This is a genomic window from Bacillus mexicanus, from assembly GCF_050445615.1.
GTDB classification, from domain to species: domain Bacteria; phylum Bacillota; class Bacilli; order Bacillales; family Bacillaceae; genus Bacillus; species Bacillus mexicanus.
Map to the genome: position 1 here is coordinate 543,511 of NZ_JBCEYV010000002.1, position 25,978 is coordinate 569,488.

General features: G+C 42.8%; 30 protein-coding genes. 13 read left to right on the top strand and 17 right to left on the bottom strand.

The window, feature by feature from the left end:
- Nucleotides 1–102: 102 nt before the first annotated feature.
- Complete coding sequence (gene ssbB, locus AAGG74_RS12355) at nucleotides 103–444, bottom strand: single-stranded DNA-binding protein SsbB (protein ID WP_225493218.1); 342 nt, start codon at nucleotides 442–444, stop codon at nucleotides 103–105.
- 76 nt (nucleotides 445–520) lie between these two features.
- Nucleotides 521–904 (bottom strand): hypothetical protein, encoded by a 384-nt coding sequence (locus AAGG74_RS12360; RefSeq protein WP_162103895.1) that lies wholly within the window; start codon nucleotides 902–904, stop codon nucleotides 521–523.
- A 173-nt stretch (nucleotides 905–1,077) separates the two neighbouring features.
- On the opposite strand from AAGG74_RS12360, the gene AAGG74_RS12365 reads away from it, so the two are divergent.
- Nucleotides 1,078–1,488 carry a YwpF-like family protein gene (locus AAGG74_RS12365; RefSeq protein ID WP_162103894.1) on the top strand — a complete coding sequence of 137 codons (411 nt, stop codon included), beginning with the start codon at nucleotides 1,078–1,080 and terminating at the stop codon, nucleotides 1,486–1,488.
- A gap of 46 nt (nucleotides 1,489–1,534) precedes the next feature.
- Entirely contained in the window at nucleotides 1,535–2,338 is an 804-nt protein-coding gene (blaOXA, locus tag AAGG74_RS12370) for a class D beta-lactamase (RefSeq protein WP_429675668.1), read from the top strand.
- 31 nt (nucleotides 2,339–2,369) lie between these two features.
- Here blaOXA and mscL read toward each other — a convergent pair whose 3' ends face one another.
- Together mscL and fabZ are read right to left on the bottom strand one after the other, a co-directional pair.
- Complete coding sequence (gene mscL / locus AAGG74_RS12375; RefSeq protein WP_162103892.1) at nucleotides 2,370–2,762, bottom strand: large conductance mechanosensitive channel protein MscL; 393 nt, start codon at nucleotides 2,760–2,762, stop codon at nucleotides 2,370–2,372.
- 73 nt (nucleotides 2,763–2,835) lie between these two features.
- Nucleotides 2,836–3,261 (bottom strand): 3-hydroxyacyl-ACP dehydratase FabZ, encoded by a 426-nt coding sequence (fabZ, locus tag AAGG74_RS12380; RefSeq protein WP_429675671.1) that lies wholly within the window; start codon nucleotides 3,259–3,261, stop codon nucleotides 2,836–2,838.
- 193 nt (nucleotides 3,262–3,454) lie between these two features.
- Here fabZ and rapD point away from each other — a divergent pair, with 193 nt between their 5' ends.
- The gene (gene rapD / locus AAGG74_RS12385) at nucleotides 3,455–4,519 is read left to right on the top strand and encodes an aspartate phosphatase RapD (protein ID WP_162103890.1); all 1,065 of its coding nucleotides are present in this window, start codon (nucleotides 3,455–3,457) and stop codon (nucleotides 4,517–4,519) included.
- Nucleotides 4,520–4,540: 21 nt separating this feature from the next.
- Here rapD and flhP read toward each other — a convergent pair whose 3' ends face one another.
- From flhP to AAGG74_RS12410, 5 genes are all read right to left on the bottom strand, one after another.
- Nucleotides 4,541–5,350, bottom strand: a complete 810-nt coding sequence (gene flhP / locus AAGG74_RS12390) for a flagellar hook-basal body complex protein FlhP (protein WP_162103889.1) — start codon at nucleotides 5,348–5,350, stop codon at nucleotides 4,541–4,543.
- A 32-nt stretch (nucleotides 5,351–5,382) separates the two neighbouring features.
- Nucleotides 5,383–6,195, bottom strand: coding sequence for a flagellar hook-basal body complex protein FlhO (flhO, locus tag AAGG74_RS12395; protein ID WP_429675672.1), 813 nt, complete (start codon nucleotides 6,193–6,195; stop codon nucleotides 5,383–5,385).
- A gap of 160 nt (nucleotides 6,196–6,355) precedes the next feature.
- Nucleotides 6,356–7,357, bottom strand: coding sequence for a cell shape-determining protein Mbl (gene mbl / locus AAGG74_RS12400; RefSeq protein ID WP_315949802.1), 1,002 nt, complete (start codon nucleotides 7,355–7,357; stop codon nucleotides 6,356–6,358).
- Nucleotides 7,358–7,522: 165 nt separating this feature from the next.
- On the bottom strand, nucleotides 7,523–7,804 hold the full coding sequence (gene spoIIID / locus AAGG74_RS12405) for a sporulation transcriptional regulator SpoIIID (protein WP_003221804.1): 282 nt from the start codon (nucleotides 7,802–7,804) through the stop codon (nucleotides 7,523–7,525).
- A 14-nt stretch (nucleotides 7,805–7,818) separates the two neighbouring features.
- Nucleotides 7,819–7,929 (bottom strand): protein usd, encoded by a 111-nt coding sequence (locus AAGG74_RS12410; RefSeq protein ID WP_075748643.1) that lies wholly within the window; start codon nucleotides 7,927–7,929, stop codon nucleotides 7,819–7,821.
- Between the two features lie 223 nt (nucleotides 7,930–8,152).
- Here AAGG74_RS12410 and AAGG74_RS12415 point away from each other — a divergent pair, with 223 nt between their 5' ends.
- Nucleotides 8,153–8,566, top strand: a complete 414-nt coding sequence (locus tag AAGG74_RS12415; protein WP_429675674.1) for a MarR family winged helix-turn-helix transcriptional regulator — start codon at nucleotides 8,153–8,155, stop codon at nucleotides 8,564–8,566.
- Between the two features lie 21 nt (nucleotides 8,567–8,587).
- Nucleotides 8,588–9,778: an MFS transporter gene (locus tag AAGG74_RS12420; protein ID WP_162103885.1), complete on the top strand. Its 1,191-nt coding sequence runs from the start codon at nucleotides 8,588–8,590 to the stop codon at nucleotides 9,776–9,778.
- A 78-nt stretch (nucleotides 9,779–9,856) separates the two neighbouring features.
- On the opposite strand, the gene AAGG74_RS12425 is transcribed toward AAGG74_RS12420, so the two are convergent.
- The 4 genes from AAGG74_RS12425 to AAGG74_RS12440 form a co-directional block, all read right to left on the bottom strand.
- Complete coding sequence (locus AAGG74_RS12425; RefSeq protein ID WP_429675675.1) at nucleotides 9,857–11,266, bottom strand: right-handed parallel beta-helix repeat-containing protein; 1,410 nt, start codon at nucleotides 11,264–11,266, stop codon at nucleotides 9,857–9,859.
- Nucleotides 11,267–11,368: 102 nt separating this feature from the next.
- Nucleotides 11,369–12,841: an allantoin permease gene (gene pucI / locus AAGG74_RS12430; RefSeq protein WP_429675677.1), complete on the bottom strand. Its 1,473-nt coding sequence runs from the start codon at nucleotides 12,839–12,841 to the stop codon at nucleotides 11,369–11,371.
- 170 nt (nucleotides 12,842–13,011) lie between these two features.
- Nucleotides 13,012–14,370 carry an MFS transporter gene (locus AAGG74_RS12435; protein ID WP_429675679.1) on the bottom strand — a complete coding sequence of 453 codons (1,359 nt, stop codon included), beginning with the start codon at nucleotides 14,368–14,370 and terminating at the stop codon, nucleotides 13,012–13,014.
- Nucleotides 14,370–14,939 carry a hydrolase gene (locus AAGG74_RS12440; protein WP_162103994.1) on the bottom strand — a complete coding sequence of 190 codons (570 nt, stop codon included), beginning with the start codon at nucleotides 14,937–14,939 and terminating at the stop codon, nucleotides 14,370–14,372. The genes AAGG74_RS12435 and AAGG74_RS12440 overlap by 1 nt, the downstream gene beginning before the upstream one ends.
- A 480-nt stretch (nucleotides 14,940–15,419) precedes the next feature.
- Here AAGG74_RS12440 and amtB point away from each other — a divergent pair, with 480 nt between their 5' ends.
- From amtB to AAGG74_RS12455, 3 genes are all read left to right on the top strand, one after another.
- The gene (amtB, locus tag AAGG74_RS12445; protein ID WP_162103881.1) at nucleotides 15,420–16,634 is read left to right on the top strand and encodes an ammonium transporter AmtB; all 1,215 of its coding nucleotides are present in this window, start codon (nucleotides 15,420–15,422) and stop codon (nucleotides 16,632–16,634) included.
- An 11-nt stretch (nucleotides 16,635–16,645) separates the two neighbouring features.
- Nucleotides 16,646–16,996, top strand: a complete 351-nt coding sequence (locus AAGG74_RS12450) for a P-II family nitrogen regulator (RefSeq protein ID WP_162103880.1) — start codon at nucleotides 16,646–16,648, stop codon at nucleotides 16,994–16,996.
- 181 nt (nucleotides 16,997–17,177) lie between these two features.
- A complete protein-coding gene (locus AAGG74_RS12455) occupies nucleotides 17,178–17,759 on the top strand; it encodes an undecaprenyl-diphosphatase (protein WP_162103879.1) in 582 nt (193 codons plus the stop codon).
- Between the two features lie 41 nt (nucleotides 17,760–17,800).
- On the opposite strand, the gene AAGG74_RS12460 is transcribed toward AAGG74_RS12455, so the two are convergent.
- Together AAGG74_RS12460 and spoIIQ are read right to left on the bottom strand one after the other, a co-directional pair.
- Nucleotides 17,801–18,223 (bottom strand): VanZ family protein, encoded by a 423-nt coding sequence (locus tag AAGG74_RS12460; RefSeq protein ID WP_429675682.1) that lies wholly within the window; start codon nucleotides 18,221–18,223, stop codon nucleotides 17,801–17,803.
- Nucleotides 18,224–18,333: 110 nt separating this feature from the next.
- The gene (gene spoIIQ / locus AAGG74_RS12465; protein ID WP_162103877.1) at nucleotides 18,334–19,206 is read right to left on the bottom strand and encodes a stage II sporulation protein SpoIIQ; all 873 of its coding nucleotides are present in this window, start codon (nucleotides 19,204–19,206) and stop codon (nucleotides 18,334–18,336) included.
- Nucleotides 19,207–19,345: 139 nt separating this feature from the next.
- On the opposite strand from spoIIQ, the gene AAGG74_RS12470 reads away from it, so the two are divergent.
- The 3 genes from AAGG74_RS12470 to AAGG74_RS12480 all read left to right on the top strand — a co-directional run bounded on the left by AAGG74_RS12470 (nucleotide 19,346) and on the right by AAGG74_RS12480 (nucleotide 22,329).
- Complete coding sequence (locus AAGG74_RS12470; protein ID WP_162103993.1) at nucleotides 19,346–19,840, top strand: GNAT family N-acetyltransferase; 495 nt, start codon at nucleotides 19,346–19,348, stop codon at nucleotides 19,838–19,840.
- Nucleotides 19,833–20,351, top strand: coding sequence for a DUF5362 family protein (locus tag AAGG74_RS12475; protein WP_162103876.1), 519 nt, complete (start codon nucleotides 19,833–19,835; stop codon nucleotides 20,349–20,351). The genes AAGG74_RS12470 and AAGG74_RS12475 overlap by 8 nt, the downstream gene beginning before the upstream one ends.
- Before the next feature lie 187 nt (nucleotides 20,352–20,538).
- Nucleotides 20,539–22,329, top strand: a complete 1,791-nt coding sequence (locus AAGG74_RS12480; RefSeq protein WP_429675685.1) for an N-acetylneuraminate synthase family protein — start codon at nucleotides 20,539–20,541, stop codon at nucleotides 22,327–22,329.
- A gap of 136 nt (nucleotides 22,330–22,465) precedes the next feature.
- Here the strand turns inward: AAGG74_RS12480 and AAGG74_RS12485 are convergent, their stop codons facing one another.
- The gene (locus AAGG74_RS12485; RefSeq protein WP_162103874.1) at nucleotides 22,466–22,903 is read right to left on the bottom strand and encodes a DUF5392 family protein; all 438 of its coding nucleotides are present in this window, start codon (nucleotides 22,901–22,903) and stop codon (nucleotides 22,466–22,468) included.
- Nucleotides 22,904–23,146: 243 nt separating this feature from the next.
- Between AAGG74_RS12485 and cls the strand changes: the two genes are divergently transcribed.
- Nucleotides 23,147–24,595: a cardiolipin synthase gene (cls, locus tag AAGG74_RS12490; protein WP_429675687.1), complete on the top strand. Its 1,449-nt coding sequence runs from the start codon at nucleotides 23,147–23,149 to the stop codon at nucleotides 24,593–24,595.
- 22 nt (nucleotides 24,596–24,617) lie between these two features.
- Here cls and AAGG74_RS12495 read toward each other — a convergent pair whose 3' ends face one another.
- Nucleotides 24,618–25,391: a MerR family transcriptional regulator gene (locus tag AAGG74_RS12495; protein ID WP_429675688.1), complete on the bottom strand. Its 774-nt coding sequence runs from the start codon at nucleotides 25,389–25,391 to the stop codon at nucleotides 24,618–24,620.
- A gap of 143 nt (nucleotides 25,392–25,534) precedes the next feature.
- On the opposite strand from AAGG74_RS12495, the gene AAGG74_RS12500 reads away from it, so the two are divergent.
- Nucleotides 25,535–25,924: a DUF5362 family protein gene (locus AAGG74_RS12500; protein WP_429675690.1), complete on the top strand. Its 390-nt coding sequence runs from the start codon at nucleotides 25,535–25,537 to the stop codon at nucleotides 25,922–25,924.
- Nucleotides 25,925–25,978: the final 54 nt, after the last annotated feature.

Below are 25,978 nucleotides of genomic sequence, written 5' to 3' on the forward strand. Positions count from 1 at the left end.
AAATAATAAAAAACCAGTCTGTGCGACTGGTCAATTTTGAGGGGGATGAAGCGGAGATCCTGTAAACATGAATGGATTGAAAACGGGAGGATCAGGGAGATGTCAATCGGCAGCTTTTTCCCGGGGTTTAGGGTCCATAAAACGAATAGTGTCAGCCAACACTTCTGTTACATAGACGGTAACACCTTCTGCATTTTCATAGCGCCTTGTCTGAATCCGCCCATTTACGCCGACGAGAGAACCTTTTTGACAATACAATGCTGTATTTTCAGCTGTTTTTCTCCAAAGCGTACAATTAACGTAATCGGCCTCGGTTTCACCTGAAGCGTTTTTGAAGCTGCGGTTTACCGCGAGCGTAACGTGTGCAACTGCGGCACCAGCGGAAGTGTAACGAAGTTCAGGATCTTTGGTAAGACGTCCGACAAGCATGACCTGATTGAACATGCGATTCCTCCTCTCCTTGCGGTTATGTGTATTGTAGTTGATGCAATAAGAAAAGAAAAACGCTTAAAAATTACTTTCAGCCTATGTTTTTATCTTTCGTTTTCATTTTTCCATCAGTTAAAAACATCTTTTGTTTTTTTCCTCTAAAGAAATATGTACTTTTTAAAAACCAGAAAAATATTTGCTTTGTCAGCCCATTTTGCGTATTCATGCACACGTAGGAAGAACCATCCCATGCAAACCATTGAAAGCTCAGTTTTTTTTCCGGCATCGACAGCTCGATTTTATACTGCTCCATGCCGTCATGCGTTTCGTATAGGAAGCTTATCCTTCCTTTTTTGTTCAAATGAACCTCAAACACATCTTTACGGCTTAACATATATGCTTCATCCTTTTGAAGCAGACGATTTTCAGAAGGAGTGCCGTCAATGTAAATTTCTTTCAAACGAAATTGATTCATACACATCTCTCCGTAATCCATAGTCAGTTACAGTATAATGAAAAAATTGAAATTATTAAATGTTTCATCAATACGAAATGCTCTGGCCCCGCGTTGCTGCGTTTTTTCCTCTAAAACGTTTATGTTATAATGAAAGACAGAAATCTTTGGAAGCAAGCGGGGTGAGAAAAGAAATGAAAACCTTTAAACTGGTTGACCTGAATGTGGAACGAGTGGACAAGGAAGAAAAATCAATTGAACAGTTTCCCCTTCTTGACGGGCTGATTATCAATAAAGAAGACGGTGAAAATCACTGGCTGATTGAAGCGCTTGTAGCGAAAGAACACCTGTCTTTTTTTGAACAGCTTCAAAACAGCCAAACGGAAGCCAAAGTATTTGTAACGATCACGAAAAAAAGCAATCGCCCCGCCCAACTGACAGCAGCAGTGAAAAACATCATCGAACTGGAAGAAAGCATACAGGTTTTAATCTACGGACAAATGGTCACAAGAAAACAGCAAGGCACTGAAACCATTCTGAAATCTCTTATAAAAGAAGGCTATACAGGCACAGAACTGGTTGAGGCGTTTAAACAAAAAATGTAAAAGTTGAGAGGGACGTATTCCCTCTCCAAGTGCTGAGGTGAAGATATTGAGCAAGCGAAAGATGCAAGCAGTCTTTGTATCACTGATCGGTACGGCACTCCTCATGACATCCTGCTTACAAACACCTGCAGAAGCTGTAGCCGCAGAAAAAAATGCAAATATGAAAAAGCTGAAGGCTGATGAGTTTTTCACAGACCGCGACGGCACATTTATCATGCGGGATCTCAAACATGATAAAACATTCGTCTATAACGATCAGCACGCAACCCAAAGATTCGCGCCGCAGTCGACGTTTAAAGTACCTAATGCCCTTATTGGGTTACAAACGGGTGCTGTTAAAGATGAATATGACATCAAATACTGGGACGGTGTGAAGCGGGAACTTGATATTTGGAACCAAGACCACACGCTTGGCTCAGCTATGAGATATTCAGTTGTTTGGTATTACCAGGCAATGGCCCGTGACATCGGTGAAAAACAAATGAAGGAATGGGTTGAAAAATTAGGGTATGGCAACCAAGATATCAGCGGCGGGATTGATCAATTCTGGCTAAGCAGCACTCTCAAAATCTCTCCGTTCGAACAAATAGACTTTATGGAATCGTTATACAAAGAAAAACTCCCATTCGACAAAAGCGTCATGAAAACGGTAAAACGAATGATGATTCAAGAAGACGAAGATCACTATACGCTTTATGGAAAAACCGGTTCTGGCTCAGGCATCGGCTGGTATGCGGGCTTTGTCAGCACCGAGCATGGAGCATACAGTTTCGTAACAAACATTGACGGAACCGGCACTGAAGCGAAAAGCATCACTATGAATATGCTGAAGCAATATGTTCTGCATTAAAAAAACCGCCGTATCAAAACGGCGGTTTTCTTTATTCCGGCGACTTTGTTTGCTGCTTCAGCAGATCTCTGATTTCTTTCAGCAGCTCCTCTTGCGCATCCGCTGCTTCCTCCGCCGCCTCTTCTTCCGCTTCTTTTTTGCGCCTTATCCCATTTAAAGTCCGAATGACAATAAAAATGGAGAACGATATAATTAAGAAATTCACAATCGTCTGTACAAAGCTGCCGTACTTCACTACAGCATCGCCAAACGTAATCGACAGGCTGGAAAAATCAAGCCCCCCCAGCAGTAAACCCACCAAAGGCATGATGATGTCATTGACGAGAGAAGTGACGATTTTCCCGAACGCCCCGCCTATTACCACACCGATCGCGAGGTCAACGATGTTTCCCCGCATGGCAAAAGCCTTAAATTCATTCCACATACAATCACCTGCCTTCCTCATGTTTTGAAAGTAAAAAAGACAAATGTGCCGCTGCCCATCTGCCTTTTTTCATTTATTCTCCGAGAGCAAAAGTCAATTCCGCTTCACAAACGACTTCACCATCAACAGTGGCAATGCCTTTACCGCGCCCGATTGACCCGCGCGCGCGAATGACTTCAAGCTCAAGATGAAGCTGATCACCGGGCTTGACTTGTTTTTTAAATCGGCAATTATCAATGCCTGCAAAGAATGCCAGTCTTCCGCGGTTTTCTTCTTTAATCAGCATCGCTACAGCTCCGACTTGAGCAAGCGCTTCTACAATTAATACGCCGGGCATGACTGAATACTGAGGAAAATGCCCGTTAAAAAACTCTTCATTTGCCGTTACATTTTTATAACCTTTTGCCCATTTTCCCTCTTCAACTTCTGTAATTCGGTCTACAAGCAAAAACGGATAACGGTGGGGAATAATTTCTTTAATTTGCTGAGTATCAAGCATTCTCTTGACATCTCCTTTATCTGCATTAGTATGTATAGCAATCATCAAAGATCAAATCTCTACATTTGAAAAGTATATTATGAATTAATCTCTTTTTCAACTGCGCTAAAATGTGTAACCTACTGTCAATGAGAGCCGTCAAAAGTTATGATATGATAATTATAGATTTTACCAATAGCAAAGAGGTAGGAAAATGATTTCGAAGTTTATTGAAAAAAAGATGCAAAACATGTTAAACGAGTGGTATTCCGCAATGAGCAAACGCAAAATGAATCATGTTTGCCCGCTGAAAGAAAAAGTTGACCGGCACCTTCCGAAGATCAAAAAGAACCCAAAGCTTTGGATGCGTTATCAATTGTTTCAAGCCCGCCATCAGCTGCTTTTTGAAAATCAGAACAGACTTGATTTATTATTCGATGATCTATACAGTTTGGAAGACAAAATGGATGATGAATTGAAATATTATCTGTATTTTTTCTCAGGATTATACGAAATGGTAAAAACAGCTCCGAAACATGCAGTAAATCATTTTAAAAAAGCGGAACAATATCTGGATGCTATTCAAAATACGTTTGAAGCCGCTGACTTATATTATCAAACCGCCGGCGCCTATTACATGATGAAATCACCGCCGCTTTCCATCCAATACGTCAAAAAAGCATTACACATCTATTTACACCAATTTGGTTACATCAAGAAAGTGATCACCTGCAAGCTTTTGCTCGCCGTTAATTATATTGATCAAGAACGCTATGAAAAAGCGGAACAGCTTTTCAATGAAATCATTAAGAAAACCCAGCAATTACATGACGAAAATCTGCTATGCCACGCTTATTATAACCTTGGCTTTTTAAAAGCAGCCGAAAAAAAAGATCAGGAAGCGCTTCTTTATTTTAAAAAAGTGTTAAAGAACGAAGAATTTGAAACGAATTCTCCCGTCTCGTATCTGCACTGTGTATACGAATCTGTCAGAGCGCTGTTTAAAACAGGAAATACCGCAGAAGCGAAAGTTTTTCTGCAAAAAGGCAAAGAATTGTCTAAAATAGTAGACATTCAAACCATTTACTTAAAATTAAAAACACTCGAAGCCCTTTACACATCAAATGAAGACCCTTATGATCAGCTGCTTGAATATGTACTTGAATTAGAAAAAATTGAAGCATGGGTGGATTTAGAAGTGCTTTTAGAAGATATTACGGAATACTACAAAAAAAAGGACGATTTCGAAAAAGCCGCTTTTTTTATTATGCGCGGCTGATGGAAAACGCCCAAATTATTATTATCTGACTGAATTGATTAAACCGAGCATTTGATCTCCCATTGTAATCGTTCTGCTGTTCAGCTGATATGAACGCTGGGACGTGATCAAGTCTGTCATTTGTTCTGAAATATCGACATTGGACATCTCAAGTGAACCCTGCTGCACGCCGATGTTTTGTCTATTTGCGCCATTCAGCTCTTCAAAAGCCGCTGCGTTTTCAATAGAGAAAAGGTTATTTCCTTCCGCTTTCAGCTCTTGAGGGTTATTCACTTGGATCACTCCGAGATTAAACCGCTGAACAGTGTTTCCGTCAGATGCGGTTAATGTGCCGTTTTTATTGATGGCGATATTTTTCATTGAACTGTTGATGTTTACTGTATTTCCGTTTTCATCAAGCACCGGATTCCCATTTCCAGTCACTAGCTGAAGCTGGTTGGGATTCGCAGCTGAAGGCGTTACATATAACGCACCGTCCCTCGTGTACTGGCGTTTCCCATTTACATTCACTTGAAGATATTGAGATGAAGACGTAAACGCGATATCCAGATCGCGATCCGTCTTCTGAATGCTTCCTTGATCAGATACAAGACGCGTGTTCATCATCGCTCCGACGCCAAGGCGCAAGCCGGGCGGCGTTTTCCGGGCTTTTGCCACTTCCTCATTTTTTTCATCAACCTGATCGAATTGCTGTCTGACAAGCTCAGAAAAATTCGTATCTTTTGCCTTATAGCCGGTTGTGTTGCTGTTTGAAAGGTTGCTGCTGATTGTGTCAATCTGCTGCTGCAGCTGGTTCAAGGTTGTTGATGCCGTTAACATTGACCTGAGCATAGTTGATATCCCCCGTTTTTTCTTCCGTTATCTTAAATTTTTCCGATTTCATTGGCTGCTTTATCCATACTTTTATCGTAAGCCTGAATCACCTTCTGATTGGCCTCAAACGATCTGTACGCTTCAGTCATTTCTGTATAAGCGCTTGTCACATCTACGTTTGAGAGCTCAGAGACGCCTTGTTTTAATGAATAAGAGACCTGGTTATTACCGGCTGCGCTTGGCAGATCATTGCCGTCCGCTGTGCTGTACAGATCGTTTCCGTCCCGTTTCAGGTTGCGGACATCCTCTGCCATTCTGACATCAATCTGGCCTGCTGTCCGTCCGTTCGTTGTCACAGTACCGTTTTCAGACACAGTGAAGTTCTCATTATCTACAGTAATCGGCTGGCCATCCGTCGATAAAACAGAACGTCCGTTAATCGTCAGCTGATTATTCTCATTTAATGAGAACGTGCTGCTTTTTGAATAACGGATGCCGTCGGCTGTCTGAACCGGGTAAAAAAGCGCCGCGTTTTCATTGGTTTCTGTATTAACAGGAACTTGGTTTTCGACCAATGTGATGTCTGTAGGCTGATCTGTAGACTTCAAACTTCCCTGGGTAAGCAGAGGCTTAAGCTCCTGCATATATACACCCGTATTCACGGAACCGATTTCCGTCTTCGATGTTCCGGCCGGAGATTTTGATTCTATTCTGCTGAGCAGCATTTCAGGGAACGCGCGCATTGAGCCTTGATCTGCTTTATAGCCGGATGTATTGGCGTTTGCAATATTATTTGAAAGCATTTCTGTTCTTCGCTGCTGGGCAATCATTGCAGATGTTGCTGTATATAATCCTTTTAACAAATTTTCCACCTCTAAAATGGCATTTTTTTCAGTTGTCACACAGGAACATTCGTTCTATAATATAAATCAGTATTTTATCTTATTATCGTCATAACTCATTAATTCGTGAAGGCTTTTTCATAAAAAAACCCCATCCTTTTTCAGAATGAGGTTTGTGACATCAGCTTAGTTTGCGTTTAGGAAGCTTGTCCATATTATCAAGCATGACGCCTGTGCCGATGGCTACGCAATCCATAGGATTTTCAGCGACGAGAACCGGAACCTTCAGTTCTTCAGCAAGCAGCTGGTCAAGGCCGTTTAAGAGCGCTCCCCCGCCGGTAATAATAACGCCGCGATCAATAATATCAGCGGAAAGTTCAGGCGGTGTTCTTTCAAGCACTTGTTTCGCAGCCTGCACAATAACAGCGACAGATTCACGAAGGGCTTCTTCCACTTCTTTACTGTTAACTGTAATGGTTCTTGGAAGACCAGAAACCATGTCTCGTCCGCGAATGGAAATTTCTTCGTGACGTGCGTCTGGGAAAACCGTTGCAACTTTAATCTTAATATCTTCCGCAGTACGTTCGCCGATCAGCAGCTTGTACTCGCGTTTGATGTAATTCAAGATTTCCATGTCAAACTTGTCCCCAGCCATTTTAATAGAAGAGGAGGTGACAATATCGCCCATTGAAATAACCGCGATATCCGTCGTTCCGCCTCCAATGTCTACAACCATGTTACCGCTTGGCTGGAATATTTCCATACCCGCGCCGATAGCGGCAACTTTAGGTTCTTCTTCAAGGTACACATGTTTACCGCCGCTTTTTTCTGCAGCTTCTCTGATCGCTTTTTGCTCAACTGATGTAATATTCGTCGGGCAGCAAATGAGCATGCGCGGTTTTGAGAACAGGCCTTTTACGTTCAGCTTGTTAATAAAATGCTTCAGCATTGCTTCTGTAACTTCAAAATCAGCAATAACTCCGTCTTTCAGCGGGCGAATCGCAACGATATTCCCAGGTGTACGTCCAACCATTCGTCTAGCCTCTTCGCCAACCGCAAGCACTTTGCCGCTGTTTTTATCAAGTGCAACTACGGAAGGTTCATTCAGAACAATTCCTTTACCTTTAACATGGATCAGTACATTTGCAGTACCGAGGTCAATACCAATATCCCTTGCAAACATCTATTTATATCCTCCTTGAAAATCTGTTTCACAGTAAATATCCACATTACTCCCTAATTATATATATTATCATAAAATACAGAAAAAAAGTTGGAAGCACATTAAGTTCTTTACAATTTTTTGCGGATGTTTTATGAATGATTTCAAGAAGCCAATTCTAGCTGATTATGATTGCTGGACAGGCTCTCCTTCGAGAATTTCATCTTTTTTATATTTGAGCTTTGTCGCTTCTCCTCCTCTTAAATGCCTGATGGATTTATGATAATCAAGTATTTCTTTCACTTCGTTTGCCAGATCAGGGTTAATTTCGGGCAGACGCTCTGTTAAATCCTTGTGTACTGTACTTTTGGAAACACCAAATTCCTTCGCAATGACACGAACGGTTTTCTTTGTCTCCACGATGTACTTCCCTATCTTGATTGTTCGCTCTTTGATGTAATCGTGCACACCACTCGACCTCCCTAAAATGGATGTGAGAAGTGTGAAATGAGATCCGTATTCTGTAAAGAGTCGTTCATTATGCCGCTTCTTCGTTGTATGGTTTTAAAAGTAGGTTTGTGAAATATGCCCACGATCCCTCACCTCAAACACTCTCTTTGTTAGGTTTGTAACAGTGTATTAGCATTCTTTTGGGAATATGCTAAAAACTCAATAAGGACAAGGGGTGAAACGAACTTTTTCAGCTCATTAATTTATTTCGGGTCACTAAATTTATATCTTTACATCTAACCAACGCTCCTGTACAATAAAGAAAGCAATTAGTTACTTAGGTAAGTTTTTTAGAAGGAGCTCAAAATGACCTACGTCAACAGACACCTCATTCATCAAATCAACCAAAGCGCCCGCCTGATTGCAAAAAAAGCCAATGAACAGCTTGAGCCATTCGGCCTTTACTCCTCTCAATGGTCAGTTTTATATTGTTTGCGCACGCTCGGACCAATGACTCAAAAAGAGATTTGGTCTTATTTAAATGTGGAAGCGCCGACTGTGACGCGGACGATCAAACGCCTGGAGGAAAATGGTTGGGTAGAGAGATGGCAAGGTGAAGACAAACGGGAAAAACTTGTTGTCCTCACAAAAGAAGCTGAGAAAAAATACGAAGATATCAATGTGAAAATGCTGAAATTCGAGGAAGAGCTGCTTGCAGATTTCCGCGATGAAGATAAGGAAGCTTTTTCTCATTTATTCCGCATGTTTTTACATCAATGAAAATAAGGAAGTGACTTACATTTGAAAAAAGCAGATGCGATATGGACCAAGGATTTTATTATGGTCCTGCTTGTCAATTTATTTGTGTTTGTGTTCTTTTATACATTTTTAACTGTACTGCCGATTTATACGCTTCAAGAGCTTGGCGGAACAGAATCCCAAGGCGGGCTTTTAATCAGCCTGTTCCTTCTGTCAGCGATCATTACACGGCCTTTCTCCGGAGCCATTGTTGAGCGTTTCGGTAAGAAAAGAATGGCGATTGTCTCAATGGCGTTATTCGCCCTTTCATCTTTTCTGTACATGCCGATTCATAATTTTTACCTGCTGCTTGGCTTAAGGTTCTTCCAAGGGATTTGGTTCAGCATTTTAACGACTGTTACGGGTGCAATCGCAGCGGATATCATTCCGGTCAAACGCCGCGGTGAAGGGCTTGGCTACTTTGCAATGTCTATGAACCTCGCCATGGCAATCGGGCCTTTCCTTGGACTGAATTTGATGAAGGTTGTCAGCTTCTCTGTACTTTTTACAGCCTTTGCATTGTTTATGGTTGCAGGCTTGCTTGTTTCATTCTTGATAAAAGTGCCTCAAAACCAAGACAGCGGCACGACTGTATTCCGTTTTTCATTCTCGGATATGTTTGAAAAAGGTGCACTTAAGATTGCGACGGTCGGTTTATTTATTTCTTTCTGTTATTCAACTGTTACAGCGTATTTGTCTGTATTCGCCAAATCAGTTGACCTTTCGGATATCAGCGGTTATTTCTTTGTTTGCTTTGCGGTGACAATGATGATTGCTCGACCGTTCACAGGGAAATTATTCGATAAGATCGGACCTGGCGTAGTCATTTATCCTTCTATCTTTATTTTCTCAGTGGGACTTTGCATGCTGTCCTTCACACACAGCGGCTTGATGCTTCTGCTTTCAGGAGCAGTTATCGGTCTCGGATACGGTTCAATCGTTCCTTGCATGCAAACGCTGGCGATCCAGAAATCTCCGGCTCACCGCTCAGGTTTTGCGACGGCAACGTTCTTTACCTTCTTTGATAGCGGAATTGCTGTAGGATCGTATGTATTCGGATTGTTTGTAGCATCTGCCGGCTTCTCTGCCATTTATTTATCAGCAGGGCTGTTCGTTCTGATTGCTCTGCTTCTGTACGCATGGAGCCAGAAAAAACCTTCTGAGGCTGAGGGAAAAGTCTCTATTGCAGAATAAATGAAAGACTGCCGGAATGTGCCGGCAGTCTTTTTTTCAATTTAAAAACGGCGTTCCCTTAAAGAACGCCATTTATGACTATGATTCAATGATCGGCCGCGCAGGCGAATCAGGTTTTAACGTAAAGTCATAGGATGCTTCATCACGATACAGCGGATCGGCATAAATGGATTGCTGATCATTATTTGTCGCTTTTTGATATGACGAAAACGAATCGTATTCTTTCTTTTTCCACATCCATAAGCCCTCTTGACCCGCTTCTTTATGGTAGACGTTATGATTGACTATATTGCCTTCATTTTCTGTAAAATCGTTTCCGATAAATAATCTTGAATCACCGGCCGTCAAAATATTCTTTTCGATTGTATTGTTTTTCGTGTCGTACTGAAGCAGCAGCTGTCCGCCGTACAAACCCTTTGTGTCATTCCGATACATAATGTTGTGGGCAATCAGAGAATTGCTGGTACCGCCCCGCTTTTTGTCATACCCTCCGATCGAGATACCGGTGTAGGCATTGTTGTATACTTTGTTGTCTGTAATTTGAATCTCATTTGCATATTTCCCTTTGTGTTCAGATGTTGCCTCAATCCCAATATCGTTATCATAAACTGTGTTTTTCTTAATCTTGATACTTTGTCCGCCATCGACATATATCCCGCCTGCTGAGTAATCATCTCCATATGCAGGGTTTCCGTAAGTCGAGTTTTGATAAACCGTATTGTTTTCTATAACTCCGTTTCGCGCGTAATCGTTTTTGTCCGCGGTTCCCTCATAACCGATAAGATCGATTCCGATGTTGTTATTGTTGCGGACGATATTGCCCGCAATCGTGAAGCCGTCAATATTCCCGTTTAGCACAACCGCTTCACTCGCTCCAAGCGTCAAATTCTCAACCGTATTGTTCTCAATTTGAATGTCTTTCACGCTGCCTGAACCATAGACTGCAATTCCGTGAGCATTTCCTTCATCTGCCGTTGTCTTAATATTCCTGACATGATTGTTTTTGATGGCAACATGACTGCTTGATCCTGATACATAAATCCCCATAGCTGTTGCTTCCTCAGATGAAACAGACAGATCTTGAATCGTTAAACCGCTGATAACAATGTCATGTTTATCGCGAATAGAAATGAGCGGTGTTTCATATTCTGCATTTGCAACGGATTTCCCGCTAATCACGACTTTTTCATTTTCATAGTTTCGGAATGTGATAGGTTTTCCGTCCGCACCGCTGTGTTTTACCTCAAGGATTTCACGATACGCGCCTTCCCGAATCATAACGGTTGTGCCGGCTACAGCCTCCTCTGAAGCATGTGCCAGTGTACGAAACGGCTTTTCTTTCGTTCCTTCATTTTGATCACTGCCATTCGGCGAAACATATAAGTATTCCCCAGAGACTTCCTCACTCGCTTTTGTCTTATCATAAACGAAAGCGAGGATGACGGACGTTAAAACACCTGCCAAAAGTATAAAATACCATTTTCTCATGTTCGATTCCCATTTCATTTTAGAATTAGATGTCTAAAATCATTATAAATGTTCTATTTATGGAAAACCATTTCAAAAATATGAAAATGTACCACACGCGTCTTATTCAGCCTGGCGAACCCGCACAGTTTCAACCGTTTCAATTGCCGATGATGCCGGCGGGTGAATACGCATCAGACCAATATAGGAAAGAAATGAAATCAGCACACCGACAAACCAAGAAATATCGTATAAGCTCTTCAATGCGGGAACATACATGCCAATCAGCGAGATCAGCGCACCTAAAATCGTGGCCGCGAACGCACGGTAATTGTAGCCCTTCCAATACACATACCGCCCTGTTTCGGCATATAAGTCATCGACCGAGAGCTCACGTTTGCGAATGATAAAGTAATCAGCCATCATGACACCCGCCACCGGACCAAGCATGCCGCCAATTAAGCCGAGAAACGCATATACACTTGTCGCGCTTTCCATCAGCTTCCACGGAACCGTAAATAAAGCAAGCAACGCCGTGATAAAGCTGCCGCGTTTGAAATTAACATATTTCGGCAGGGCATTCGCTATATCATAAGCGGGCGATACGATATTCGCCGCAACGTTGACAGAGATCGTGGCGATGCAGAGCGTAATCACGGACAAGGCGATAACATAAGGGTTATCAAATCTCGCCAAAATATCGACAACATCCCAAATCGGCTCTCCGAAAGCAACCTGCGAACCGGAAGTCACAGTAATGCTGGCAAACGCAAACAGCGCGAAGGTTCCCGGCAAACCGTAAAATTGCCCTTTTATTTGCTCCTTTTGTGTTTTAGCAAACCGTGTAAAGTCAGGGATATTTAAGATCAATGTTGCCCAAATGCCAATGATGCCGGTAACCCCGGCAGCAAACGGCCAGAATGCTTCGGAAAACGTATGGAACTTTCCTGGCTGAGCGTATATCGGCCCCAATCCCCCGGCAATATCAACGGCCCACCATACCATGCCGCCAAATACCAGATATACCAAAGGCCCTGCCCACACCTCAAAGCGTTTAATCGATTCCATTCCATGGTGTAATACGAGTAAATGAATGCCCCAAAAGAAAACAAAAGAAAGCAAACCGGATAGGTGAATGCCGAGAATATTCCACCCGCCGCCAACTTGTCCCCAGCCAGGCCATATATTTAAAAGCAAAATATTCAGCGCCGTGCTTCCCGCAAAGGTTTGAATGCCGAGCCACATGATGGCTGTAAACGCCCTTAGAAGCGCAGGGATATTCGCGCCGTATATTCCGTAAGAAGCCCGGATGATCACTGGAAACGGCAGCCCGTATTTTGTCCCGGCATGGCCGTTTAAAGCCAGAGCACCAAACAAGATAAGCGATGCCGTAATAATGATCGCCAGCACCTGCCAAGGCGAAAGACCGATCGCAATTAACCCGCCCACCGTCGCGTAGGTCGGTATATTATGTATACACCCCATCCAAATAGATGCAAAGTTCATTGCCTTCCACGTCCTTTTTTCCTGTCCCAAAGGCAGCAAATCTTCATTGCTCAGTCTGTTGGATTGATGCTGGCTCTCTTTTATTTTCATAGCCGGCTCCCCTTTCAGTATTGTCATATGTTTAGTTTTCTGACATTTGATGTCACTTAATATAACTGAAAAGTCAGACAATAACATTGGCTACGATATACAATTTCCCTGTTTCAATTTGAGCAATCTAAACAAGAAAAAAAGACAGACGCAGTGCCTGTCTCTTTTTTTCATGATGCAGTTTTCATTAATGCGGCAAATCTCACTGCCATAAACAAACTTATTCCGCCCGCTATGATCATGAGGATTCCCATCATATCAAAATGAGCCGCTGTGATTTCTTTCCCAAACAAAAGACCCAAGATCACCGAAGACAAAATCGACCCTAGGTAACGGCAGGTTTGAAACAGTCCCGAAGTCGTTCCTACCATGTCGGAAGGGCTCGTTTTCAGCATAGCTGCCTGAAGTGCGACATTTCCAAGTCCGTAGCCTATACCCAAAATTGACAGGATAAGGCCTTTTCCGATCACCTGAGCATTGATAAAAAAGACAGTTAAGAGCACAGCTCCAGCCATCATCAGAAGCGCCCCCGTAAAGATCGGTTTGACTACGCCTGATCGGTCAATCCATTTGCCTGTGATAGGCGATACTACGATGCTCATGCCAGACATAAACAGCATAAACAGTCCGCTCGTTTGAACAGAAAGATGCATTTCATCCTGAAAATAACTCGGCAATCCGAAAAATAAACAATAGAAGAAAACATTCAGCAAAATAAACTGGATATATACGGCCGATAGGCTTCGCTGCGTTTTAAACAGACGAACATCAATGAATGGCTTTTCTGTCTTCAGTTCACGCCAAACAAATGCTCCGAGCAGCAGCACGCCAAGCACACCTTCTGCCACATGCGGCGACGTGCTGAAGGACAGCAGAAAAGAGAGAAGCAAAATGATTCCCCCGGCAAACAAAATAATTCCAAGGATATCGAGCTGCCGAATAATCGTTTTGATGCCAGCTCCTTTTTTCTGGTCCTTTGGGAACATATACATGCCTAAAAAGAAGCTGAGGATAATAAACGGCAAGTTGACAATAAAGATCGCCGGCCATCCGCCCCAAACAATCAAAAAACCGCCGACTGTCGGTCCAAGCGCCGTCATGGCAGACGCAAAAATAGAGAGCACAGCCAAGGCTGATGCCTGCCGTTCATGAATATGACTACGAATCAGCCCGACTCCCGACGGATAAATCGCACTGCTCCCTACCGATTGAAACAGCCGCATGACCAATAATGTCATAAACGTTGGCGCAAACGGCGCCCCGACAGCAGAAACCGCCACAAGGATAAGCCCGGCTAAAAACAACCGTTTCCGACCGATCAAATCACCGAGCTTTCCCGTTACAGGCTGAGCCACGGCACTTGCCAAGTAAAACGAGGAAATCAGCCAGGAAACCGTTGTAAAGGACAGATGAAACTCATGCTGGATGCTATGGAGCGCAAGAGATATCATAGACGAGTTCAGCGGATTCAGCATCGTACCCGAAGCCACCGCTGTTAAAAAAACAGCACGGCTTTTTTTTGATATCATTATTTCACTTGCGCCAGAAATTCTTCCGTTGTCCGCAATTTACCAATTTTAGGAAAAATAAAGCGCAGTGTAGCTTCATGTTCTTCCTCGCTAAACGTAGACATGGCATCTGTAATAAAAATCTGCTGATAGCCAAGCTGGAATGCCTCGCGCGCAGTGCTTTCCACCCCGATGTTTGTCGCGATGCCGCACAATACGATCGTATCAATGCCGCGGCGTCTCAGCTGCAAATCTAAATCTGTACCGAAGAAAGCACCCCACTGCCGCTTAGTCACAGTGTAATCTCCATCCTGCACACCGATTTCCGGAACAAATTCGGCCCAGTCCGCCGGCATTTCCCCCGAACCGCCCTGTGCAGGCTCATCCGTTTGCGGCTTCAGCGCATCCGCCCCGTCATGAAAGGCAACATTCACAAAGCTAATAAACCCGTTATGTTTCCGAAATTCATCGATAAGTTTTTTCGCATGTGGGACAACCTGCCCGCTTTGATCTATCGGCACAATCCCTTTTTGCAAATCAATAATAACCAAGGCTGTTTTTTGAAAATCAATATTAAGTGTATCCATTATAGTCTCCTCCTGATGCTGTTAGTGTTTCTCTCATTGTTTATTTTACTCTTCACTTCGCCTAAGTTCTTTTATAATGCTTGTGAAACTCTCAGAAGGAGCGTTTTTTCATGATTTTTTATGCATTCATACATTTAAATAGTCCCGCCAGCACTTTTTCATAAAGTGCGGCATCACTCATTACCTGCACCAACGCCCCTTAATACTCGACATTAATATCATGCTAAAATTCTGAACGCCAATATGAAAACAAGCATGAACCAAGAGGAGGCTCACAATAATCGGCAGAAAAATCACCGCCCTCATTCCTTTTATAGATATAAAGTCTCATATCTCATAAAGGGGCATTTCTCATTCTTTATATCCCTCGATAACATTCCCTAAAAAACCATGTTAGGAAATCTAACATGAACATGTTTTATCATTCTTTTTTCTCTATAATGAAGAAATATAATAATTCTGAAAGATACGGAGGAATGAGACATGCAAATGGGCGATACAGTTTTTATGTTCTTTTGCGCTTTACTCGTGTGGCTGATGACCCCGGGATTAGCGTTATTTTATGGAGGAATGGTAAAAAGCAAAAATGTGCTGAGCACTGCCATGCACAGTTTTTCTTCCATTGCCATCGTTTCCATCGTTTGGGTGCTGTTCGGATATACACTTGCCTTCGCACCAGGCAATTCAATCATCGGCGGACTGGAGTGGGCCGGTCTAAAAGGAGTCGGGTTTGAACCCGGAGCTTACAGTGACACCATTCCCCACTCATTATTTATGATGTTCCAAATGACGTTCGCTGTTCTGACTACAGCGATTATCTCCGGGGCTTTTGCAGAACGGATGCGATTTGGCGCTTTTCTTTTATTTTCAGTTTTATGGGCTTCTTTAGTTTACACACCCGTTGCGCATTGGGTATGGGGCGGCGGCTGGATCGGCCAGCTTGGCGCGCTCGATTTCGCCGGCGGCAACGTTGTTCATATTTCCTCCGGGGTGGCAGGCCTTGTTCTCGCTATTGTGCTCGGTAAACGAAAAGACGGCACAGCGTCTTCACCGCACAATCTCATTTACACCTTCTTAGGAGGCGCTTTGATTTGGTTCGGCTGGTTCGGTTTTAACGTCGGCAGCGCCCTAACCTTGGATAGCGTCGCCATGTACGCCTTCATCAACACAAACACTGCTGCTGCAGCCGGGATTGCCGGCTGGATTTTAGTAGAATGGATCATGAATAAAAAACCGACGATGCTCGGAGCAGTATCCGGCGCAATTGCCGGGCTTGTGGCGATTACACCGGCTGCCGGATTTGTCACACCTTTTGCGTCTATTATTATCGGCCTCATTGGCGGCGCGGTTTGTTTCTGGGGTGTATTTTCACTTAAAAAGAAATTCGGATACGACGATGCGCTAGACGCCTTTGGCCTGCACGGCATCGGCGGCACATGGGGCGGAATCGCAACGGGGTTATTCGCGACAACCTCTGTTAATGCTGATGGCGCGAACGGTTTATTTTACGGAGACGCAAGCTTAGTATGGAAACAAGTCGTAGCCATCGGCGCCACTTATATTTTTGTATTTATTGTCACTCTCGTTATTATTAAAATAGTAGGCCTCTTCCTTCCCCTTCGCGCAACCGAAGAAGAAGAAGCACTTGGGCTTGACTTAACGATGCACGGGGAAAAAGCATATCAAGATTCTATGTGAGGAGTGATGGTATGAGCGGTCAAATGTTCAAGGTGGAAATTGTAACGCGTCCGGCAAATTTCGAAAAGCTGAAGGAGGAACTCGGAAAAATCGGAGTTACCTCTCTGACCTTCTCAAATGTTCACGGCTGCGGCCTGCAAAAAGCACACACGGAGCTCTATCGAGGGGTTAAAATCGAAAGCAATGTATATGAGCGTTTAAAAGTCGAGATTGTGGTCAGCAAGGTTCCTGTTGACCAAGTGACAGAGACGGCTAAAAGGGTTCTGAAAACGGGATCACCGGGTGACGGTAAAATATTTGTCTATGAAATCAGCAATACAATCAACATCCGTACAGGCGAAGAAGGACCTGAAGCACTGTAATTATTCGGAAGAGATTCGACATGTCGAATCTCTTTTTTGCTTATAGAAAAAGCCCCCAGAAACTCTGACACCCCTCCGAATTCTTTTCAAGCATCACACTTTTTGGCAAACTCTATTTTAATTGAAACTTTTTCGGTGTAAGATTAGTCTACTTATTATTAAAATGTAAAAGGTGATATATTTGAATTACGAAATCTTTAAAGCAATCAATGGATTATCTCATCACAATGCGATTCTCGATTCCATTATGGTCTTCATCACGGAATACGCGATTATCGCCTATGCCCTTATCTTATTGGCAATCTGGCTGTTCGGAAACACGCAAAGCAGAAAAAATGTGCTTTATGCGGGGCTTACAGGAATCGCGGGTCTTATCATCAACTATTTGATTACACATGTTTATATTGAGCCGCGTCCGTTCGTTGAGCATACAGTGAATACGCTGATTCCGCATGCTGCAGATGCGTCATTTCCGAGTGACCATACAACAGGTGCGTTAGCGATTTCGATTGCGATGCTTTTCAGAAACCGCAAAATCGGCTGGCCGCTTGTCATTTTCGGGCTTTTGACAGGTTTTTCAAGAATTTGGGTAGGACATCACTACCCGATAGATGTATTGGGCAGTCTTGTTGTCGCTATCATTATCGGGTTCCTTTTCTTTAGATTTTCAAATCTGCTTCGCCCATTCGTCGATTTCATTGTGAAAGTTTATGAATCCATCATCAATAAACTGACGAAAAACACAACCGATCAGAATTTTTAAGAAAGACAAAAGCCGGTGTCTGAATCCAAGACAGCCGGCTTTCACATTTTTTCATTCATTTCATGGTTTTTCCGCTTCACCAACACAAATATTCCGTAAAACAAGACAATCCCAACAGCATCAATGAGCACATCTCGAATGCATCCGCCCCTGCTGAAGAAGAGCTGCAGCACTTCTGTGAAAAAAGCAAACATGAATGAGACCGCTATCGCCAATTTTATGCTGCCTCTCTGTTTCCACAGCAAATACGTCAGCACAAAAAAGGAAAATGCGTGCCCGCTTTTTTGAATAGCCACTTCAGGTATAGTAATTTCAGTAAAATCCATGTCTAAAACATGAGACAGATCAGGGTGCGGCTGAAAATGAAAAGCCACCGTTTGCGACATGACCATGCCGCTGAAGCTTTCCGTACAGACAGAGATCAGAATAAAAAGGATCCATCCCGCGAGCAATAGACGGTTCATGACATAACCCCCTTTATAGCGAACGTGCCTATGTATAACTACATAGACGATGACATGATGCAAAAAGTAACAGAAAAAAACGTCCATCACATGGATAGACGTTTTCTTCATTAAGACTGTTCAGAGTCTTCTGTCGTGCTGCTTTCTTTAGAACCAGATTTGTCAGTTGAATCATCCTTTTTCTCACCGGATTTTTCTTCTGTTTCTTTTTCAGTTGGTCCTTCCTTTTTCTCGGAAGATTGCTGAATAGATCCTTCTGTTTCTTCAGTTGCCGCTTTTTCTTCAGCAGCTGCTGCTTTTTCGATAGAAGAAACCGGCTTGTCCATAAAATTCAGCGGGTTCATTGCGACTCCGTCTTTACGGATTTCAAAATGCACATGGTTTCCGCTGTCTTCGCTGTATAGATTTTTGCCAGACTTTCCGATCACTTGGTTCTGTTTTACTTTATCGCCTTGCTCAATACTTATTTCAGAAAGAGCTTGATACACAGTCGATAATCCATCGGCATGTTCTACTTCTACAACATATCCAAGCACTGGATCTTTTTCAGCTTTAACAACCGTACCGCTTAGAGAAGCAGAAACATCGAAATCTTTTCCGTCTTTCTCAGCTAAGTCAATTCCTTTGCTTAAGCTGTACGTGTTATTATAGGTAACGAGTGCTGCTTCTTTTTCTTCTTTTGCGGCATCGGTTTCATAGAACTTTTTCACAACAGAAACGTTTTCAGAATCAACAACCGGCATTGCGACATTTTCCATTGACTTTCCTACTTCAACTGCATCGTCGTTGTTGTCATATGCGGAGTTTCCGCCGTTATCAGCTAACTGGTCCTTTACATCCTCATTTGAAACAGATTGATACCAAAGGACAGCTGTTAAAATGACGGCCGCACTGACTAAGTAGATTGCAGGGAATACCCAGCGTTTACGAAAAAACTGCTGAAGTTTTTTGATTTGAGAAGTTTTCTTTTCTTCCTCTCTCATTGTTCATCACCTCAGCAACATTCTGAACACTTTTCTGAAAATATATACACTAATTCAAAAAACTTTTTTAGATGTAGTTTGCGCAGACTGATATAAAAATATGTCATTTTTTTGAGAGGAGTGCCACAAACATATGGATATGACATTGCGTCTTGCTGAAAATAAGGATCTGGAGGCTGTTGTCGCGATTTATAATTCAACGATTGCTTCTCGAACAGTAACAGCCGATACTGAACCGGTAACTCCTGAAGATCGGAGGGAATGGTTTTTGGGTCATACCGAGGCACGTCCGCTCTATGTAGCCGAGGACGCTAGCGGAAACGTCGCTGCCTGGATCAGCTTTGAAACATTTTACGGCAGACCCGCCTATAATAAAACAGCGGAGATCAGCATATACATTGACGAAGCATGCCGCGGCAAAGGCGTTGGATCATATTTGCTTCAAGAAGCGCTCCGCATCGCGCCGAGTCTTGGAATTCGCTCACTGATGGCCTTCATTTTCGGACATAATAAACCAAGCCTGAAGCTGTTTGAAAAGCACGGGTTTGCAGAATGGGGACTATTCCCCGGCATCGCCGAAATGGATGGCAACAGATACGATTTGAAAATTTTAGGGAGAGAGTGTCATGATTAGTCTGGATAAAGATGAAAACGAAATTGAAAATCATAAGGAAGAAATTATTCCTGCTGAACAGGAGATTGAACCTGCAAAAAACGAAAACCGCCCATTGAGCCCTTCTGCTGTCAAGTCGCTAGCAGACATTGCTAAATGGGGCAAAGTTTCAGGGGTTTTATTGATCATTATGGGATCGCTTGTCACACTGTCTGCTTTGATGACAGTGATCGGTGCCATCCCGGGCGTATTGCTCATTATTTCAGGCGTCTTTCTGATGCGTTCTGCAAAAGCTGCTGCGGAGGCCGAAGGAAATCTTGCGGGCAGCGCTGGCGAAAGCATGCTTGAGAATTACAGAACGTTTATAAAAATGCAGCTGTTCTACGCAGCATCCAGTATCGTCACTGCTCTGATCGGGATCGTTTTAGCCATTTTCGTGCTTGTGGTCATCGGTATTGCTGCTTTTGAAAACACTGATTCGTACGAGGACCCGGGTTCTTATTATTATGAGGATGATCCGGTGTTCGAATAGCACCACTGATACCGGGCATGTGTTCCAAGAAAAACGGAACCATGCCTTTTTTGTTTGTCACTTTTTCTATATCTAAGGCTGGTGTAAGAACCGCATGCTTTGTCAAGCATATAATTCAATCAGGAGTGACTCCTGCTAACATTGCATGACCGCAGGATTGTCTCAATAACGTTAAGGAGTGGGACATGTGGAAACGAGCAGCTTGCCGGGAAAAGTAAAAATCATCGCCGAAATCGCAAACGCTCATCAGGGAAAAGAGGAGAATCTTAAAGCACTCATCAAAGCTGCCGCAGAAAGCGGAGCAGATGGTGTGAAATTTCAGTGGTTCAAGTATGACTGTATTGCAACGCCTTGTTTTTCTGCCTACGAATCGTATATGAAGCTGTTTTTAAGTGAAGACGTGTGGAAAAATTGTGTCGCCTACGGCAAAAAACTTGGATTAGAAATATGGGTGGATCTTTTTGATTCATGGGGGGCAGAGCTCTTTTTTCGCTTCCAGCATCATATTGATGGGATAAAGCTTCCAACGACTATCCTTCAATCCACGGAAATAATGAAAACGATTGGTATGACAGAGAAACCTGCGCTTATCGGAATTGGGGGATGGTATGAGGAAGAGATCGATCAGATGATGTCGCTTGTAAAACAGCATATGGCGAATCAGCTTATTCTCATGCACGGATTTCAAGGATATCCGACAAAACTGGAGGATATTAACCTACAACGGATCCAGCACTTAAAAGAAAGATACAAGGTTCAAATTGGATTCGCAGATCACATCGACGCCGATCATTCGCTGGCGGCCGACCTTCCTGTCTATGCATTTTTCTCGGGCGCATCTGTAATTGAAAAACATATTACTTTAGATCGGACAGCTAAAGGGTTCGATTATTATTCTTCATTAGAGCCCAATGAATTCAAACTGATGACGAAAAAACTCCGGCAGGCTCAAATTGCAGCTGGTTCAACTGAAGTAAATGAATCCGAAAGAAAGTATTTGTATGATTCATCTATACGTGTGACAGCCAATCGGACAGTCAAAAAGGGAGAAATCATCACATTGGACAAAACGAGTTACAAAAGATGCGGAAATGAGAATGCATTGATGCCTTTACAAGCTGAGGCTGCATTGCCTCAAGTAGCAACTGCTGATTTATCGGTAAACCAGCCAATTACATGTAACGAGATCAAAAGTCCAAGAATTGCGATCGCAGTAATATGCCGGCTAAAATCGACTCGCTTGCCGAAAAAAGCATTGCTTCCGATTTACGGAATCCCATCTGTGGAACGCTGTTTAATCAATTGCCTGGCTGTTCCTGAAGTTCATGAAGTGATATTGGCAACCTCAAATCTTCCTGAAGATGATCCGCTTGAAGCTTACACTCTAAACGGAAAGGTCAAAATCGTGAGAGGCGATCCGGATAATGTAGCAGAAAGAATGCTTGAAGCCGCAGCGTTAGCAAATGCTGATATCATCATCCGTGTAACAGGTGATTGTCCAGCCGTTTCACCTGAAGTGCTTCAATATTTAATTGATCGTCACTTACAAAAAGGAGCCGATTATACCCAGGATTATTCAAGTTCAGCAGGAATATCTGGCAATATCATTACAGTTGAAGCTCTTCAGCGGCTTGTGCAGCAGCCAAAACCGTTAACCCATACAGAATATTTGTCTTTTTATTTTTTAAACAACCCTTCCTTATTTTCCCTCAATCAAGTCAGCCTTCCAAAAGAACTTCATTATCCGTCTTGGCGTTTAACCCTTGATGAACCTAAAGATTTAGAGTTGTTTGAACAAATATATCGAGACCTGGATGTCAAAAACGAACCGCTCTATTTCAGCCGGATAAGAGATTATTTATCAGAAAACCAGCACGTTTCAAAGATCAATCACGATGTGTCTACCAAATGGATTGATCAGACATCTCTAGTTGAGGAAATCAATAAAGCAACGCTGTTACCGCCAGATAACAAGTAACATTTCGCTAAGCAAACTGTGCATGTGTTCGGAACCATTTCAAATCCATGCTTTTTGTTTCGACTGTCTCCTCTCTATTGCCGCAAATAAAAAACACCCGATTGTCAGGCAAATCCCAACATTCCGGGTGCAGTTCTTATTCATACAAATTTTTGCGTCTGTCTTCCTCAGTCAAAAATTCAACAAAACTCCGCATCGCAAACGGTTCTTCCTTAATCTGTTGCGTGTAGGAGTTTTTTCTATCTTCTGAAAGAATTTCGCTCTTTTTAATCCTGTTCAGCATATAGATGTATATCGTTTTTTGAATTTGTTTATGCTGATAGCCCGCTTCTTTGAAAAATGCCAGTCCCAGCGCCGCCAAAAGAGCGAATAAACCCGCGTTGATCAGGGACTTCCAGTCTGCTGAAGCGTGAAAAAGAAAAACAGCTAATTGAAAGAGAGAGAATGCAGCAATCGGAATGGCAAGAAAACGATAAACGACGGTTTTTTTCATAAAAGGCTGTACGGCCTTTTGAATTTTTTGCATTTCTGATTTAATGAACCCCGGCATTTGTTCAACTCTGTAAAAGTTCATGTAATCCTCCCCCTTTATTTGATGCTGCAAGGCTTCACGAACGTTATCATATGTGTTTATTTTAACGCAGGTGCAAGCTGGTTTTAAAGAAATCTGCCCGTATTTTTCACAAAGAATCTGGATCGCCGCTCTTTATTCTTTTAAAATGTGAGTGTTATAATTTGTAATGAGAATCAGATCGCTGTTAATCATGGAATACTAATGGCAATCTTCTTGATAAATATGAATGAGCGGGGTTACAAAGTGAGTATTTCTTCCATCCTTTTGTCACTTTTTTTTATTTTAAATATTCTTTTGGCTATCATTGTCATTTTCAAAGAACGGCGCGATGCCAGCGCATCTTGGGCATGGCTACTGGTTCTTTTCTTTATTCCCGTTATAGGCTTTATTTTATACTTATTATTCGGCCATAATCTTAGGCGAAAGCAGTTATTTCAATGGGAAGACCGAAAAAAAATCGGTATTGAAAAGCTATTGAAGCATCAGCTTAAGGAATTAGAAACCAAGCAATTTCAGTTCAATAACCGGGCAACCTTTGATAACAAGGATTTAATTTATATGCTTATCATGAATAATCACGCTGTGTTTACAGAGGATAATTCGGTTGACGTGATCACAGACGGGCGGGACAAGTTTCAACGGCTGCTACATGACATTTTGAAGGCTAAGGATCATATCCACTTACAATATTATATTTATAAAGGTGATGAATTAGGCAAAAAATTACGGGACGCTCTCATCAAAAAAGCAAAAGAAGGCGTTCAGGTCAGGGTGCTTTATGATGAACTCGGATCAAGAACGCTGAGAAAAAAGTTTTTTAAGGAGCTCCGCGAGGCTGGCGGGCATGTGGAGGTCTTTTTTCCTTCAAAGCTCAGGCCGATTAATTTGCGGCTGAATTACCGGAACCATCGCAAGCTTGTGATCATAGACGGAATCACCGGTTATGTCGGAGGATTTAACGTTGGAGATGAGTATCTAGGGCTTAACCCGAAATTCGGCTATTGGCGGGATACGCATATCCGGCTGCAAGGAAAGGCAGTGCATGCCATCCAGACACGTTTTATTCTTGACTGGAACCAAGCTTCCCATCACCATACACTGACATATATCCCGAATCACTTTCCTGATTACGGCCCAAAAGGCAATGTCGGGATGCAGATTGTCACGAGCGGACCCGATTCCGAATGGGAACAAATTAAAAATGGCTACATCAAAATGATTTCAAATGCCAAGCGTTCCATTTTGATTCAAACGCCTTATTTTATCCCGGACGCAAGCCTGCTCGATGCTTTAAGAATCGCGTGTTTGTCGGGCGTTGATGTCAACATTATGATCCCGAACAAGCCTGATCATGCCTTTGTATACTGGGCGACACTTTCGTACATCGGCGATCTGCTGAAAGCCGGAGCCACTGTCTATATTTACGATAACGGCTTTATTCACGCGAAAACCATTGTTGTGGATGATGAAATTGCATCAGTTGGTACAGCGAACATCGATGTTCGAAGCTTCAGGCTGAATTTTGAGGTGAATGCATTTATTTACGATATCACCATTGCGAAAGAATTAGCTTCTACATTTAAAGAAGATTTGCTCGTATCCAGGAAATACACCTATGAGGAATATCAGCAGCGCTCCCTGTGGATTCGAATGAAAGAATCCGTCTCGCGCTTATTGTCACCGATTTTATAAGATGCGCCAAAACCCCCGGCCTTTAGGCCCGGGGGTTTTTCTGATGGTCACAGTAAATAATGATCGCCTCCCGCAAAAAAGCGGCCAGACCTGCTCCATATTGATTGATTGAGTCAGTAAATCGCTCATCAGTGATATACACTTCCCCAAGCCCCCTGAAAATATCGAGCGTGCAATCGTAATGATATTGGCAAATATGATCGCGAAATGCCCCCACAGCGGCCTGAACCTCTGTATCATCGGGTCCGTATTCCATTCGCGCCGCAATTCGTCTGTAAATCGAATCAAATTCAGCCATGATCGCACGCCAATCGTCTGATGAATATGCAGATGTCCTTTTCTCTGTTTCTTCTGCGATTTCCCTACCATACAGATTTCTGACTTCATCCGCGTATGCCTTCTGGTACTCTTCAATATCTTTCATGCTTAATCCGGCAAATAAATCCCGCTTATTCATAAGTTCTCCTCCCTCAATGGACTGAAGCGTCCTATCAAGCGTCTGTATCATCTCTTCCATTCTTTGTTTTTTCTTCATCAACATATCCTTTTGCGACTGAAGTGCCGCTTTCCGGTTAAAATTCGGCTGATCCAGCATCTCTTTCACTTCATCCAGCCTAAACCCAATTTCCTTAAAAAATAAAATCTGCTGCAGTCTTTCCAGATCTGCATCACTGTACAATCGATACCCTGCGTCAGTAAGAGCTGAAGGATTCAGCAGTTGAATATTATCATAGTGATGAAGCGTCCGAATGCTGACTCCCGCCATTTCCGCTACATGCTTAACTTGGTATTTCATTCATAACACCTCCTCTTCTTTTATCGTAAACAATTACGCAGCGTCAGGGTCAATCCCTAAAATATGATTTTCTTTATACAAAACTTCTCACAAATAGTGTATAAAAGAAAGGTGAGTATTTTTTTATAAAGGAGCAAGTATACATGAATCCTGAAACAGTGAACAAAACCCTCATCAGCATTTCAAAATGGGGAAAAGCAACGGGAATCTTATTTATTGTGATGGGCGCAATTACCGCGCTTTCGGGCGCGTTCTTTTTTCTAATCGGTGCCATACCGGGCGTACTGCAAATTATCGCTGGAATCTTTTTGATGCGATCAGCCAAAGAAGCAGGACAAATGGCTGAACACAAAAGCGGACAGGCTGAGGATTTAATGCTGGAGAATTACGCGAAGTTTGTGAAGATGCAAGGAATCTATTTAATCGTAAGCATTTCTATATCTGTTCTTGCGATTATCGCCTTCTTCATCTTTTTAATGCTTGGGATTGCTGACGGCATCTTCAACGATTATAGTACGTACAACAGTTATTAATCAGGAAAAACCCGGAGCTGGCTCCGGGTTTTTTCAATTCGCTTCACTGCACTG

Coding starts and splice junctions, on each gene's coding strand:
- ssbB (WP_225493218.1), bottom strand. CDS start 444: ATGTTCAATCAGGTCATGCTTGTCGGACGTCTTACCAAAGATCCTGAA.
- AAGG74_RS12360 (WP_162103895.1), bottom strand. CDS start 904: ATGAATCAATTTCGTTTGAAAGAAATTTACATTGACGGCACTCCTTCT.
- AAGG74_RS12365 (WP_162103894.1), top strand. CDS start 1,078: ATGAAAACCTTTAAACTGGTTGACCTGAATGTGGAACGAGTGGACAAG.
- mscL (WP_162103892.1), bottom strand. CDS start 2,762: ATGTGGAATGAATTTAAGGCTTTTGCCATGCGGGGAAACATCGTTGAC.
- fabZ (WP_429675671.1), bottom strand. CDS start 3,261: ATGCTTGATACTCAGCAAATTAAAGAAATTATTCCCCACCGTTATCCG.
- rapD (WP_162103890.1), top strand. CDS start 3,455: ATGATTTCGAAGTTTATTGAAAAAAAGATGCAAAACATGTTAAACGAG.
- flhP (WP_162103889.1), bottom strand. CDS start 5,350: ATGCTCAGGTCAATGTTAACGGCATCAACAACCTTGAACCAGCTGCAG.
- mbl (WP_315949802.1), bottom strand. CDS start 7,357: ATGTTTGCAAGGGATATTGGTATTGACCTCGGTACTGCAAATGTACTG.
- AAGG74_RS12415 (WP_429675674.1), top strand. CDS start 8,153: ATGACCTACGTCAACAGACACCTCATTCATCAAATCAACCAAAGCGCC.
- AAGG74_RS12425 (WP_429675675.1), bottom strand. CDS start 11,266: ATGAGAAAATGGTATTTTATACTTTTGGCAGGTGTTTTAACGTCCGTC.
- pucI (WP_429675677.1), bottom strand. CDS start 12,841: ATGAAAATAAAAGAGAGCCAGCATCAATCCAACAGACTGAGCAATGAA.
- AAGG74_RS12435 (WP_429675679.1), bottom strand. CDS start 14,370: ATGATATCAAAAAAAAGCCGTGCTGTTTTTTTAACAGCGGTGGCTTCG.
- amtB (WP_162103881.1), top strand. CDS start 15,420: ATGCAAATGGGCGATACAGTTTTTATGTTCTTTTGCGCTTTACTCGTG.
- AAGG74_RS12450 (WP_162103880.1), top strand. CDS start 16,646: ATGAGCGGTCAAATGTTCAAGGTGGAAATTGTAACGCGTCCGGCAAAT.
- AAGG74_RS12460 (WP_429675682.1), bottom strand. CDS start 18,223: ATGAACCGTCTATTGCTCGCGGGATGGATCCTTTTTATTCTGATCTCT.
- spoIIQ (WP_162103877.1), bottom strand. CDS start 19,206: ATGAGAGAGGAAGAAAAGAAAACTTCTCAAATCAAAAAACTTCAGCAG.
- AAGG74_RS12470 (WP_162103993.1), top strand. CDS start 19,346: ATGACATTGCGTCTTGCTGAAAATAAGGATCTGGAGGCTGTTGTCGCG.
- AAGG74_RS12475 (WP_162103876.1), top strand. CDS start 19,833: ATGATTAGTCTGGATAAAGATGAAAACGAAATTGAAAATCATAAGGAA.
- AAGG74_RS12485 (WP_162103874.1), bottom strand. CDS start 22,903: ATGAACTTTTACAGAGTTGAACAAATGCCGGGGTTCATTAAATCAGAA.
- AAGG74_RS12495 (WP_429675688.1), bottom strand. CDS start 25,391: ATGAAATACCAAGTTAAGCATGTAGCGGAAATGGCGGGAGTCAGCATT.
- AAGG74_RS12500 (WP_429675690.1), top strand. CDS start 25,535: ATGAATCCTGAAACAGTGAACAAAACCCTCATCAGCATTTCAAAATGG.